General features: G+C 62.4%; 14 protein-coding genes and 1 tRNA gene. 11 read left to right on the forward strand and 4 right to left on the reverse strand.

Annotated features, from left to right (window positions below; translation table 11 throughout):
• Positions 1–145: 145 nt before the first annotated feature.
• Positions 146–222: transfer RNA gene (locus tag LB543_RS28345), tRNA-Arg, on the reverse strand.
• 438 nt (positions 223–660) lie between these two features.
• Here LB543_RS28345 and LB543_RS28350 point away from each other — a divergent pair.
• The 6 genes from LB543_RS28350 (at position 661) to LB543_RS28375 (ending at position 5779) form a co-directional block, all read left to right on the forward strand.
• On the forward strand, positions 661–1506 hold the full coding sequence (locus LB543_RS28350; protein WP_140757278.1) for a cytochrome c oxidase subunit II: 846 nt from the start codon (positions 661–663) through the stop codon (positions 1504–1506).
• A 54-nt stretch (positions 1507–1560) separates the two neighbouring features.
• Positions 1561–3336 (forward strand): cbb3-type cytochrome c oxidase subunit I, encoded by a 1776-nt coding sequence (locus tag LB543_RS28355; protein WP_140757280.1) that lies wholly within the window; start codon positions 1561–1563, stop codon positions 3334–3336.
• Positions 3333–4037, forward strand: a complete 705-nt coding sequence (locus LB543_RS28360) for a cytochrome c oxidase subunit 3 (RefSeq protein ID WP_140757282.1) — start codon at positions 3333–3335, stop codon at positions 4035–4037. Before LB543_RS28355 ends, LB543_RS28360 begins: the two co-directional genes overlap by 4 nt.
• 54 nt (positions 4038–4091) lie before the next feature.
• Positions 4092–4814 carry a heme-copper oxidase subunit III family protein gene (locus LB543_RS28365; RefSeq protein ID WP_140757284.1) on the forward strand — a complete coding sequence of 241 codons (723 nt, stop codon included), beginning with the start codon at positions 4092–4094 and terminating at the stop codon, positions 4812–4814.
• Positions 4815–4823: 9 nt separating this feature from the next.
• Entirely contained in the window at positions 4824–5204 is a 381-nt protein-coding gene (locus LB543_RS28370) for a cytochrome C oxidase subunit IV family protein (RefSeq protein WP_224591148.1), read from the forward strand.
• Positions 5205–5308: 104 nt separating this feature from the next.
• A complete protein-coding gene (locus tag LB543_RS28375; RefSeq protein ID WP_140757288.1) occupies positions 5309–5779 on the forward strand; it encodes an aminoacyl-tRNA deacylase in 471 nt (156 codons plus the stop codon).
• Between the two features lie 49 nt (positions 5780–5828).
• Here LB543_RS28375 and LB543_RS28380 read toward each other — a convergent pair whose 3' ends face one another.
• Positions 5829–6671 carry a DUF2189 domain-containing protein gene (locus LB543_RS28380; RefSeq protein ID WP_224616519.1) on the reverse strand — a complete coding sequence of 281 codons (843 nt, stop codon included), beginning with the start codon at positions 6669–6671 and terminating at the stop codon, positions 5829–5831.
• 327 nt (positions 6672–6998) lie between these two features.
• Here LB543_RS28380 and LB543_RS28385 point away from each other — a divergent pair, with 327 nt between their 5' ends.
• The 4 genes from LB543_RS28385 to xth all read left to right on the forward strand — a co-directional run bounded on the left by LB543_RS28385 (position 6999) and on the right by xth (position 9385).
• The gene (locus LB543_RS28385; protein ID WP_140812301.1) at positions 6999–7385 is read left to right on the forward strand and encodes a c-type cytochrome; all 387 of its coding nucleotides are present in this window, start codon (positions 6999–7001) and stop codon (positions 7383–7385) included.
• Between the two features lie 322 nt (positions 7386–7707).
• Positions 7708–8043: a hypothetical protein gene (locus LB543_RS28390; protein ID WP_140757294.1), complete on the forward strand. Its 336-nt coding sequence runs from the start codon at positions 7708–7710 to the stop codon at positions 8041–8043.
• Positions 8040–8321, forward strand: coding sequence for a hypothetical protein (locus LB543_RS28395; protein ID WP_140757296.1), 282 nt, complete (start codon positions 8040–8042; stop codon positions 8319–8321). Before LB543_RS28390 ends, LB543_RS28395 begins: the two co-directional genes overlap by 4 nt.
• Before the next feature lie 290 nt (positions 8322–8611).
• Positions 8612–9385, forward strand: coding sequence for an exodeoxyribonuclease III (xth, locus tag LB543_RS28400; RefSeq protein WP_224616520.1), 774 nt, complete (start codon positions 8612–8614; stop codon positions 9383–9385).
• A 101-nt stretch (positions 9386–9486) separates the two neighbouring features.
• Here the strand turns inward: xth and LB543_RS28405 are convergent, their stop codons facing one another.
• Both LB543_RS28405 and LB543_RS28410 read right to left on the reverse strand, forming a co-directional pair.
• The gene (locus LB543_RS28405) at positions 9487–10410 is read right to left on the reverse strand and encodes a DUF1003 domain-containing protein (protein WP_224616521.1); all 924 of its coding nucleotides are present in this window, start codon (positions 10408–10410) and stop codon (positions 9487–9489) included.
• Between the two features lie 256 nt (positions 10411–10666).
• Positions 10667–11560 (reverse strand): D-alanyl-D-alanine carboxypeptidase family protein, encoded by an 894-nt coding sequence (locus LB543_RS28410; RefSeq protein ID WP_224591140.1) that lies wholly within the window; start codon positions 11558–11560, stop codon positions 10667–10669.
• 324 nt (positions 11561–11884) lie between these two features.
• Here LB543_RS28410 and LB543_RS28415 point away from each other — a divergent pair, with 324 nt between their 5' ends.
• Positions 11885–12982 (forward strand): hypothetical protein, encoded by a 1098-nt coding sequence (locus tag LB543_RS28415; protein ID WP_140812303.1) that lies wholly within the window; start codon positions 11885–11887, stop codon positions 12980–12982.
• The last annotated feature ends 138 nt before the right edge of the window (positions 12983–13120 follow it).

The following is a 13120-nucleotide window of genomic DNA, read 5'->3' on the forward strand; positions in this document are numbered from 1 at the left end:
GCTCCGAATCATGGGACCCCCATGGAATCAGATCAGCCGCAATCCCCAAAGCGCGTTAACCCGAGTTCGCAGCCCTGGCCCATACCGCCATCCGGTTGATCTTAAATCAGAATATAAGATATATTGTGCGGCTGTCGGCGGAACGTGGCGCACCCGACAGGATTCGAACCTGTGACCTCTGCCTTCGGAGGGCAGCGCTCTATCCAGCTGAGCTACGGGTGCTTTCAGGACGAAGGGTCCGGAAAACGAACCAGCCGGTGAACCGGCAAGTCACGGCTTCTTAGCGGAAGCGGGGGCGGGCTTCAACGGGCAATTGAGGATTGGAGATTTCCCTTCGTGAGGCGAGGACTCTGTCGAGCATGACGCTCCCGTCTCCATGTCCGCTTCGCCGAGCCACCTTGCCGGGCGAACCACGGGTCTCGCCCGTCGAGGAATCCGAGCCTTTCCGAGGGCGCCGGCAGCCCGCTTCGTCCGGTCGATCCGCGCTGTCCCTCACTGCCCCGCCTCGCTCTCCACCGTCCGTCGCGCGCGCGTCGCCCCTGCAAAGTATGACGTTCCCCCCGCCAGCCACGTGCCCTAGTATTTCCGAAGTAAGTCGCGCATAATGGGCGCGGCCTTCCTGCGGGACAGAGTCCCTCGGAACGCCGGGAGGAACCGAGGATGGCCGTTGTGCTCGTACTCGTTCTGATTGTCGTCGGCTCGGTGCTGTTCCATGTGCTGAGCCCTTGGTGGTGGACGCCGATAGCCTCCAACTGGGGCTATATCGACAGCACTCTCGTCATCACGTTCTGGATCACCGGGACGGTCTTCTCCGCTGTCGTGCTGTTCATGGCATATTGCGTGTACCGCTTCCGGCACAAGGAAGGGCAGAAGGCGCACTACGAGCCCGAAAGCAGGAAGCTCGAATCCTGGCTGACCGTGGTCACCGCTGTCGGCGTCGCGGCATTGCTGGCGCCCGGGCTGTTCGTGTGGAGCCAGTTCGTCACCGTTCCCAAGGACGCGACCGAGATCGAGGTCGTTGCGCAGCAATGGCAATGGAGCTTCCGCTTGCCTGGCGCGGACGGCAAGCTTGGCACCTCGAACGCCCGGCTCATCGGTTCCGAGAACCCGCTTGGCATCAACCCGCAGGACCCGAACGGTCAGGACGATGTCGTCGTCGTGGCGACCGATCTGCATCTGCCGATAGGCAAGCCGGTCAAGGTGTTGCTGCGCTCGATCGACGTGCTGCACGATTTTTACGTGCCGGAGTTCCGCGCCAAGATGGACATGGTTCCCGGCACGGTCACCTATTTCTGGTTCACCCCCACCAAGACAGGGAGTTTCGAAGTTCTTTGCGCCGAGCTTTGCGGCGTCGGTCACGCCTTCATGCGTGGCGTCGTGAAGGTCGACACCCCAGAGGATTATCTGGCCTGGCTGCAGCAGCAGTCGACCTTTGCCCAGATGTCGGCACCCGCCAAGGTGGGCGTGCTTGCTGCGCCGGCGACGGCACGGGCGAAGGCAGAGTAAGGCATCGATGAAACCGGCCCCGAGGAGGACCGGAAAGAGCGGAGAGGTTCAGGGATGGTCGACGTCACGCCTCATGGAGCAGATTTCATTCCGGCCGCGGAAGTGGCGGAGGTGGAACTCTATCACCCGCACAGCTGGTGGACGAGATACGTCTTTTCACAAGATGCCAAGGTCATCGCCATCCAATATGCCGGCACGGCGCTGTCCATCGGGCTCGTCGCGCTGGTGCTGTCCTGGCTGATGCGCCTGAAGCTTGGCTTTCCCGACACTTTCGCGTCCATCTCGCCGGACATGTATTATCAATTCATGACCATGCACGGCATGATCATGGTGATCTACCTGTTGACCGCGCTGTTCCTTGGCGGCTTCGGCAATTATCTCATTCCGTTGATGGTCGGCGCGCGCGACATGGTGTTTCCCTATGTCAACATGCTGAGCTACTGGATCTATCTGCTTGCCGTTTTGGTGCTCGTCGGCAGCTTCTTTGCGCCGGGGGGACCGACAGGCGCCGGTTGGACGCTCTATCCGCCGCAGGCCATTACCTCGGGCACGCCCGGCGGACAGGATTGGGGCATCATCCTGATGCTCGTGTCGCTGATCCTGTTCATCATCGGTTTCACCATGGGCGGCCTCAACTATGTGGTGACCGTGCTTCAGGGTCGCACGCGCGGCATGACGCTGATGCGCCTGCCGCTGACCGTCTGGGGTATTTTCACCGCCACGGTCATGGCGCTGCTGGCCTTCCCGGCGCTCTTCGTCGCCTGCGTCATGATGCTGTTCGACCGCGCGATCGGCTCGAGTTTCTTCATGCCGGCGATCGTGGAAATGGGCACCACCCCACTACCGCACGATGGCGGCAGCCCGATCATGTTCCAGCACCTGTTCTGGTTCTTCGGCCATCCTGAAGTCTACATCGTGGCGCTGCCTGCCTTCGGCATCGTCTCCGACCTCATCAGCACGCATGCGCGCAAGAACATCTTCGGCTATCGCATGATGGTGTGGGCGATCGTCAGCATCGGCGCCCTCTCCTTCGTCGTCTGGGCGCACCACATGTATGTCTCGGGCATGCATCCCTATTTCGGCTTCTTCTTCGCCACCACCACGCTGATCATCGCCATCCCCACCGCCATCAAGGTCTACAATTGGGTGCTGACATTGTGGCGCGGCGACATCCACCTGACCATCCCGATGCTGTTTGCGCTCTCTTTCATCGTCACCTTCGTCAATGGCGGGCTGACCGGGCTGTTCCTCGGCAATGTGGTGGTCGACGTGCCGCTGTCGGATACGATGTTCGTCGTCGCGCATTTTCATATGGTGATGGGCGTGGCGCCGATCATGGTGGTATTCGGCGCAATCTATCATTGGTACCCCAAGATCACCGGCCGGATGCTCAACGAGGCGATGGGCCGCTTCCACTTCTGGGTGACCTTCATCGGTACCTACATGATCTTCTTCCCGATGCACTATATCGGGCTGGTCGGCGTGCCGCGCCGCTATCCCGAGCTCGGCGATACGGCCTTCGTCCCGCCTTCGGTGCATACACTGAACGAGTTCATCACCGTGGCCGCGCTGATCGTCGGCTTCGCCCAGATGGTGTTCCTGTTCAACCTGCTGTGGAGCATTCGCCATGGACGGCCAGCAGGCGACAATCCGTGGCGGGCGACGACGCTCGAGTGGCAGACGGCCGGCACGCCGCCGCCACACGGCAATTTCGGCAAGGAACTGCCGGTGGTCTACCGCTGGGCCTATGACTATAGCGTGCCCGGCGCGCCGGAAGACTTCATTGCACAGAACGATCCGCGTCCATTGACGCAAGGCGGCCCCGCATGATCGCGATCCTGATCTTCCTGGCCGCCGTAACCGGCGTTGTCGGCTGGTGGCTGTCGCGCCAGCGGCTGATGTCCAAGCCGTGGCTCGAGGCCGGGCCGGTCACGGCGTTTCCGCAGACGGAAGCGTCGCTCATGCATCCGGCCAAGATCGGGCTCGGCGTGTTCCTTGCCGTGGTCGGCGCGCTGTTCGCGCTCATGATCAGCGCCTATGTCATGCGCATGGACTATGCCGACTGGCAGGCCGCTCCAGCCCCGAGGCTGCTGTGGCTCAACACCGCCATGCTGGTGCTGGCGAGCTTGGCGCTGCAAGGCGCGGTGTCTGCCGCGCACAAAGCCCAACTGGACAATCTCCGGCTTGCCCTTCTCGCCGGCGCCCTGGCATCGTTGGCGTTTCTGGCTGGGCAATTGCTCGCCTGGCGCGATTTCGCCGCCGAAGGCTATTTCGCGACAGAGAACCCGGCTGCCAGCTTCTTCTATCTCCTGACCGCGATGCACGGCCTTCACATCATCGGCGGATTGGTGGCGCTCGGCCGGGTCAATGTGCGCGCATGGCGAGGCGTCCGGTCCGGAAGCCTCGTTCTGTCGACCGAGCTCTGCGCGATATACTGGCACATCCTGCTTGCCGTCTGGCTGGTGCTTTTTTGCGTGCTCATGGGCTGGGCGGATAACGTGATCGACATCTGCCGGGGGCTCTTGACCTAGACGGCCGCGCGCCGGGCCGTACCCACGGAGGCCGTACCCAAGGAGGAAATGCTCATGGCCGAGACCACGCTGCAACACGCCGCACCGGTCGCTCCGCGGCCGCCAGGCCTGCGCGGCATCGCGGCCGACTGGTCATCCGACCAGAGGGCGTTCAAGAACGTCTCCTGGGGCAAGGCCATGATGTGGATCTTCCTGCTCAGCGACACGTTCATCTTCGGCTGCTTCCTGTTGTCCTACATGACCGCGCGCATGTCGACGACGGTGCCTTGGCCCAACCCGAGCGAGGTTTTCGCGCTGCACATGTTCGGCCAGGACATTCCGCTGATCCTGATCGCGATCATGACCTTCGTGCTGATCTCGTCGAGCGGCACGATGGCCATGGCGGTCAATTTCGGCTACCGGCACGATCGCAGGAAGACCGCGGCGTTGATGCTGCTCACCGCCGCTCTGGGCGCGACCTTCGTCGGCATGCAGGCTTTCGAGTGGACGAAGCTCATCACCGAGGGCGTGCGGCCCTGGGGAAATCCCTGGGGTGCCGTGCAATTCGGTTCATCTTTCTTCATGATCACCGGGTTCCACGGCACCCATGTGACCATCGGTGTGATCTTCCTGTTGATCACCGCGCGCAAGGTGTGGCGCGGCGACTTCGAAGCCGGCGCGCGCGGGTTCTTCACCAGCCGGCGCGGCCGGTACGAGAGCGTCGAGATCATGGGGCTCTACTGGCACTTCGTCGATCTGGTGTGGGTATTCATCTTCGCATTCTTCTATCTTTGGTGAGGTGGAGCGATGGCACAGGCAGAAGCGCAGGAACGAGGGCTGCAAGGACACGCTCCCTCGCAGGCGGTGGGACACGCGGAAGGCCAGCAGCACCCGATCAGGCTCTATCTCGTCGTCTGGGGCTGGCTGTTCATCCTCAGCGCCGGCTCCTACAGCATCGACTATTTCGGCCTCCAGGGCCATCTCAGATGGGGCCTGATCATCACCTTCATGATGCTCAAGGCCGGGCTGATCGTCGCCGTGTTCATGCACATGGCCTGGGAGCGGCTGGCGCTTGCCTATGCGATCCTGGTGCCGCCGCTGCTGATCCTGGTGTTCGTGTGGATCATGGTTCTCGAGTCCGGTTACACCGAACTGACCCGTGTCCTGTCATTCGGCATGGGGCCATAGACGACTCGTCGGATCGCGTTTCTTCGTTGACAGGAAAAATGACGGGAGGACAATGGTTGCCACGTTCTCAGACGCGTCCCACCTCCAACAGAAAGGCGCCTACGATGACGATCGCAAGGAAACTCCAGGACTATATTGCCGGCAGGGGCATCGCCTACGATACCGTTGCCCACCACCGAACCGCGACCAGCAGCCAGACGGCGCAGGCAGCGCATGTTCCGGGCCGACGACTCGCCAAATCGGTGCTGGTCCATCACGAGATGGGTTATGCGCTGGCGGTGGTTCCGAGCAGCCACCGGGTCGAGTTCAATACGTTGCAGGACGTGGTCGACAGACGGCTTGGCCTCGCTTCCGAAGATGAAATCGGCGAGGTGTTCAGCGACTGCGACATTGGCGCCGTGCCGCCCCTGGGCGCCGCCTATGGCGTGCCGGTCATTCTCGACGAAAGCTTTGGCGCCGAAGACGATGTCTATTTCGAAGCCGGCGATCACAAGACGCTGGTGCATGTCACGGGCGGCGACTTCCGCAATCTGTTGAGGGATGCGCGGGTCGCTCGCTTCAGCCATCCGGCGTGAACCAGGAGCGCCCGCCTCTTTACGGGGTGGGCGCCTCTCCTTCGTCGGATCAGCTCCCTTTGCGTGTTTTTGCCTTGGCTGGGGCAGGGGCTGGCGCCGGTTCGATCAGCTTGCGGTAAAGGTGCCAGGTCGAATGGCCGAGCACGGGCAGCACCACGGCCAGCCCGACGAGCAGCGGCAGCGAGCCGAGACCCAGCGCAACGGCGACGATGAGACCCCACAGCAGCAGCGGCACCGGGTTCGTCATGACCGCTCGCGCCGAAGTCTCGACTGCCGCGTAGGCGCCGATGTCGCGGTCGAGCAGCAGCGGGAAGGCGACGACCGTGGTGCTGAGCACGACAAGGGCAAACAGAAAACCGATGAGGTTGCCCAGAATGATCAGCGTCCAGCCGCGCTGCGTGGTCAGCACATCCGCGATAAAGCTGAAGAACGATGCCGGCGCGGCATCGCCATAGAGGTAGGCATAGAGCGCGCGCGCGGTTACCAGCCAGGCGATGAACAGCACCCCCAGCATGATCCCGAGAGCGGCGATAGCCGGCATGGCGGGCGATTTTCGGACGTCGAAGGCATGTCGCCACGACGCGTCGAGTTGCTGTTCGCGCCGGCGGCTGATCTCGTAGAGGCCAAGCGCGGCGAAGGGGCCTAGAAGCGCGAAGCCGGTCATCAGTGGATAGACGAGCTGAAGCGCGTTGCCGCCGGAGCTCCAGGTGATCAGCACGATGCCGGCAACCGGATAGATCAGGCATAAAAAGACGTAGTGCGAGGGTTTTTCCCAAAAATCGTCAAATCCCCGGCGAAGCGCGTCAAGAACATCCGCAACCCCTATCCGGCGGATAGCGGGATGTTCGAGCTTGCTGCCGGTGCCTGCTGCGTAGACATGGAAATTTGCCATGACCATTCCCTCCAGGATCGGGCCCGGTTCGGTCGCGGTTTTCGGTGCTGCCGTCTGCGTGACTGGCCACGCGAAACCGCGACCTGCACCGCCGGTATCATAGCATTGTTCCCCGGCCTTGTCGCGTTCGGCCGCCCGGTCTGCAACCTAAATACCACTTGATGCGTTACCGTGCGCGGCATTGAAGCGCGTGGCGTCGAAAAGGGGGCGTGCGGCCCGCTAATTTTAGCCTTATCCATGTCGCTGTACCAAAATCGAGGTTACTTTCGGGCGACATGCGCTAGCATCCACGGCGCGGACGGCGCCGATTTGAGGGAGGAGAATGCCATGAGACTGAACGCGGCCCTTCTTGCGATTTCATTTATCGCGACCACCCCGGCCTTTGCAGCGGGCGATGCCGACGCCGGCAAGAAGATCTTCACCAAATGCATGGTCTGCCATGAAGCGACGACCGACAAGGACAAGATCGGTCCATCCTTGCATGGCGTCATCGGCCGAAAGGCAGGTTCTCTGCCGAGCTTCCAGGCAAAATATTCCGACGCGATGAAGAAGGCAGGTGCGGGCGGCCTGGTCTGGGACGAGGCCAATCTCGCTGAATACATCAAGTCGCCGAAGACAAAGGTGCCCGGCAACAAGATGCCCTTCGCCGGGCTCCCGAACGATGCCGACGTCGCCAATGTGATCGCCTACCTGGAAGCCGCCGCCAAGCAGTAGAGGCCGGCGGAACTGGGATGCGTGAGCCTTTGCTGGACTCGGAGGCGGGCGATGCTTGCCGAGGCCGTAGCGAATTCATGCCAGACTGATACGAAAGTTGCCGCACCCGAGGCGATCGGGGCGGACCTTTTCGAAGGGCTTCGCAACACTCCCCAATGCGCCCCGATGTTCCGTTTTTACGCGGGGCAAAGCGCGCGCGCGGCCTCAGACACAATTCAGAAATAAACCAGAAAAACTCCAGAAATCGTTCGGGCGTAGAATTGGCTGGAGAGGGTTTCATCGGCTGCCGCACTGCGGCACTTGTTCGGATTGGCGACAAGCGATGCAAAGGTTCTCGATCAGCTTGATGAGTGCGTTGCTCGGCATTTCGCTCGCTACCAGTCCGGTCGAAGCTGGCGAGGCAAAGGTTGCGGCGACCCGAACCGAGCGCTGCACCAATCTCAGCCGCCAAGTTGACGAAGCCCTCGAAACCCATGCCGCGTCAACGCAGGTCACCGCGGCGAAAGCGCTGCAAAGAAAGGGAAATCGGTTCTGCGCCAACAAGAAGCAGGCACAGGGAATCCGAATGCTCGCAAATGCTGTGAAGCTGCTTGGCGTGACGCCGATCGATCCGGATGCAGTGAAAACCGACCTGCATAGCAAGGAGAAAAAACCATGAACAAGTCCCTTCTCTCCGCCCTCGGTCTCGCCGTTGCGCTGGCTTTGTCGATGCCAGCTCCCGGTACCGCCGCCGCCACCAAGACGACCGCTCCAGCTGCGACCGCAACGACCACCATGACCAAGGCGGCAACGACTGCGAAGCCGCACGCGAAGAACGTTACGACCAAGAAGGCTTGCAAGCCGACGAAGAAGCACAAGTGCCCGGTTAAGCACAAGAGCCCGGTGAAGCACAAGAAGCACACCGCGAAGACCGCGGCATCCAAAAAAGCCTATTAACACCGCTATGCCATGAGAAGGCTGTTCCATCTGCATTCGGTTGGAGCGGCCTTTTCTATGGCGGCCGACGCGGAGCGGCCCATTGGCTCCTCGGCTGCTTCGGGGGACGCCCTTTGCGAGTTGCTCACGGCGCCTCCTGGGCCGATTTGACTGGCTCAGGGGCATTGGATCGTCAGACGCCAAGAAACAACTGCATCCGGTTCCGTTGAACCTCCCGATTTTGCACTTAGACCGGGATCGTAGTGAACGGTCCGGCGTTGAGAAGCGCTGCCTAGCCTACGGAAAGTCCAATGACTCGCATCGCAACGTTCAACGTGAACGGCGTCAACAGCCGCCTGCCGGTGCTGCTCAAATGGCTGAGTGAAACCACGTACGACATTGTCTGCCTTCAAGAGCTAAAGACATCCGACGACAAGTTCCCTGCTGATGCGATCCTGGACGCGGGTTACGGCGCAATCTGGCAGGGGCAGAAGTCTTACAACGGTGTAGCTATCCTAGCTCGAGGGACAAAACCACTAGAACGTCGGCGAGGTCTGCCCGGGGATCCAGACGACACGCATAGCCGCTACATCGAGGCCGAGGTGAATGGGCTTGTCGTGGGTTGTCTCTACCTGCCCAATGGCAACCCGGCGCCAGGTCCAAAATTCGACTACAAGCTCCGCTGGTTCGATCGCCTGATCAGCTACGGTCGGCTGCTGGTCACAGACGGCGCTAGCATTCTCTGCGGCGACTATAACGTCGTTCCAACCGCAATCGACGCCGTGGTGCCCCAACGATGGCTGGGGGACGCGGTGTACTTTCCGGAGAGCCGCCAAGCCTACGCCGAAATGCTGGGGAATGGTTGGATCGACGCCGTCAGGTGCATCCACCCCGAGAAGGGCATCTACACATACTGGAACTTCTCATACCGGGGCGGCTACGATCGAAGTTCCGGCCTCCGAATGGACCACCTGCTCGTGAGCCCTTCCCTTTCGGACAAACTGCGCAATGCCGGGGTGGACGTCGAATTGCGCGCCTGGGAGAAGCCAAGCGACCATGCGCCAGCTTGGATCGAGCTCGATTGAGTACTAAAGCAATTACAGGAATTATGCGTTTGCGTAACGCAAAGAGTTAGAGTGGTCGGGGTTTGGTGGTAGAGGCCTCGTCCGCTGCGCGGCACCGCCCCTCACTCCCCCGCCGGGCTCTTCACCGGCCGCCGCGCGCGCGTCGCCCGCTTCGCCTTCTTCGCACTCGCCAGTTCATGCATGGCATCGAGCTGCATCTGCTGCATCTCCGCCAGCCGCGTCCATTGGCGCGAGATGAGGTAGTCGAGTTTTTCGTGCAGATGGCGCACTTCGAGCTCGGCCTTGAGGTTGACGCGGTAGTCGTTGAAGGAGCGCAGGCGGTCTTTCACCTCCTGGCGCTTCTGGCTCATCATGATGATCGGCGCCTGGATGGCGGCGATGCAGGAGAGCAGCAGGTTGAGCAGGATGAAGGGGTAGGGATCGAAGGCGCCGGTCGTGCCTTCGAACAGGTTGATGCCGATCCACACCAGAAGCACGCTGCCGAACGAGATCAGGAACCACCAGCTGCCGCCGAAGGCGGCCATGCCGTCGGAGACGCGGTCGGCGAACGTCCGGTGCTCCTCGAATTCTTCTTCGCTGTTTTCCGAAATCGTGTCCTGCCGGGCGATCGATTCCACCACCTGCCGGTCGAGCTCGGAGAATTCGCCGTGCTCCTGCTGCAGCAGCTCCTCCATGTAGCGCATGCGGTAGCGGCCGAGTTCCTCGCGGCTGATGCGGGCGCCTTTGGGCAGGTCGGGGTGGTCCGAGTGAATGCGGTCGGCGAGACTCGGGCGCAGCGTGTCGATGCGCACGAGGTCGCGCTTGCGGAATTTACGGCCCGAGATCGCCGACGGCTTTTTCTTCGGCTTCAGCCGCGATGTGCCAGGCCCTGACGGTTCGGAATCCGGCACTTCGGGCGTGTCGAAATGCTCGTCGGAAACGCCGTGCAGATCCGCATCGGTGGTCGGTGCCTCGAAATATTCGCCACCGCTGTCGTTCTCATTGTCGGCCGACTTCTGCTCGGATGCCTTGGGAACGGTGCTCATGATGGGCTCCTGCTGTCGTGCTTAGTTTAGAATACGCCATCGCGGTGGGGCATATCCACCGTCGGATTCCGCAGCCTATGCCACGTCTTCCGCACGATTGCGTGACAGTCGCAAGACAATAGCCGGCTGCGGGTGCAGCGGAGGATCCGCACCGTCGCGGCGCCCCGAGGTCGCGGCATGGATCCTCGGGTCTGCGCCACATCGCTTCGCTCCTTGCTCCGCCGTGGATGACGAAGAGATGGGGAGGCTCCCCACCTCACTGCTGTTCGGCGAACATCAGCCTGGTTTTGGTGTCGGCCATGGTGGGCGACAGGCTGCGCTGGATCAGCGCTTCGACATGGTCGTTGCGCTGGCGGGCGCTGTCGGCGCCCATCACCACCACGATCAACTGGCGGCCGTCGGCGTCGTAGGAGGTGACGATGTTGAAGCCGGAGGCCCTGATATAGCCGGTCTTGATGCCGTTGACGCCGCGCACGCGACCGAGCATGTCGTTGTGGCCGCGTACCAGCCTGCCACGGAACATGAAGTCGCTTTCGGAGAAATAGTGGAAGTGCTGCGGGAAGCGTCGCTGCAACGACATGCCGAGCACCGCCATGTCGTGCGCGGTCGTCATCTGGCCGTCGTCGGGCAGGCCCGACGCGTTGCGGAAGGTAGTGCTGCTCATGCCGAGCTGGCGCGCCTTGGAGGTCATCATGGCGGCGAACTGGTCCTCCGAGCCGCCGAGATATTCGCCCACCGCCACCGCCACGTCATTGGCCGATTTGACGACGATGGCGCGGATGGCGGAATCGACGTCGATCGTCTCGCCACGCCGGAAGCGCATCTTGGTCGGCGGCTGCGAGGCGGCGTGGTCGGAAACCGGGATCTGCGTCTCCTTGGTGACGCGGCCGGTGTCCATCGCCTCGAACAGCAGGTAGAGCGTCATCATCTTGGTCAGCGACGCCGGATAGCGCGGCGCCGTCGAATTGACCTCGAACAGCTGCTTGCCGCTCCGTCCATCGACGACGATGGCCGCGTATTTCTGCGGCGGTGCCGGAACGGCCAGCACGCTGTCGGGCGGGGTTATGGTCGAGCAGCCGGCAACCATGGCCGCCAAGGTGAGGGCAGCCAGGATTTTCTGGAGGAGCGGAAAGAGACGCGAAAAGGACAAGGGCTGGACTGTTCTGGCAATGCTGTTGCTGAGATAAGGCGAAGCTAACGTAACGCGGCGGATGCGTCCATTTGGTTAATGCCGGTTAGCCCTGGGAATGTCGAGTGCAGCACGACCTGGTTTCCTCGCCCCTGCCGAAGGCGGGGGAGAGGTGGCCGCGTAGCGGCCGGAGAGGGGGCTTCGTAGGGCGCTAGCCTCGAAAGGAAATCCGCTTCACGTTCGACAATACATCCCTCCACCCTGATGCAAAATGCCTGACGCTGCGCTTGCGCAATCCACACGGAACGGGTTCTGTTCGCACCGTCAGATTCGGGTGAGAGCGCCATGGATACAGTCACGATCAACGCCAAGGGCATCTCGGTTTCGCTCGACCTCACGGTCGGCCACATCGCCGACATGGTCATTGAAAGTAACGGGCGCAAGCTCAGGCCACTGCACCGCGCACCTTGGGTCGACGCCGGCGAGACGCTGCCTCCTGACCTGCCGCAGGGCACCGTCCGGCTCTCCGGCGACTTTCTCTGCGCGCCGTTTTCGCGCAGCGATGTCGAGGAGGCACCGCTGCATGGCTGGCCGGCCAACAGTGCCTGGGATGTGGTCGACAGCGGCGCCACGGATGGCGGATGGCGCGCTGTCTTCCGGCTGCGCCACAAGGTGATGGGTGCCGGCGTCGACAAGATTTTCACGCTGCGCGACGACCATCCCTTCCTCTACCAGGAACATGTGTTTTCCGGTGGGTCCGGCGCGATCTCGGTCGCCCACCACCCGATGACGGCGATGGAAGGCGGCGGCAGGCTGGCGTTCTCGCCGAAGCGGTTTGCCGCCACCCCGGCCGATCCGCTGGAGCCGGACCCCGGGCGCGGCCGCTTCATGCTGGCGTATCCGGCGCGGTCGTCCGACCTCGCGCATTTTCCCGCTGCCGGCGGCGGCACGCTGGATCTCACGAACTACCGCATAGAGCACCGGCGCGAGGATTTCCTCACTCTGGTCGAGGCCGACCATGGCGGCCCGGGCTGGACCGCGCTTGCCCGCCACGCCGAGGACGATCTGGTGCTGGTGCTGAAGAACCCGGCCGAACTGCCGGTCACCATGCTGTGGTTCAGCAATGGCGGGCGCGACTACGCGCCGTGGAGCGGCCGCCATCTCGGTGTGCTCGGCATCGAGGATGGGCGCACGGCGATTGGCCACGCCGCCTCGCTCGGCGACAACTGGCTGAAGCGCGAAGGCGTGGCGACGGCATTCGCGCTTGGCGAGGACCGCGGCGTCTCGTTCCGCCATGTCATCGGCGCGTTACCGCTGTCGGGCGGCGAGCCACCACGGGAGATCACCACGGCGGATGGCCGTCTGCGGTTGGCTGGCGCGGCGGCATCGGAGGTCCCGTTCGACAGCGAATTCCTGCGCATCGGCCTGCCAGCGGCACGCTGAAGGGCAAAGCCGTAAGGATTAATCGCATTCGCCAGCGCTGACTTCCACGCCTGTTCGCTCTAAATCGTGCAAATCGCGGTTTGAAATTTCCAGCGACCGCCGACAAGATGCGTCTGAAATCGTGCGGAAGGAGCCAAA

This window comes from Mesorhizobium sp. ESP7-2 (assembly GCF_020164715.1).
Lineage (GTDB): Bacteria > Pseudomonadota > Alphaproteobacteria > Rhizobiales > Rhizobiaceae > Mesorhizobium.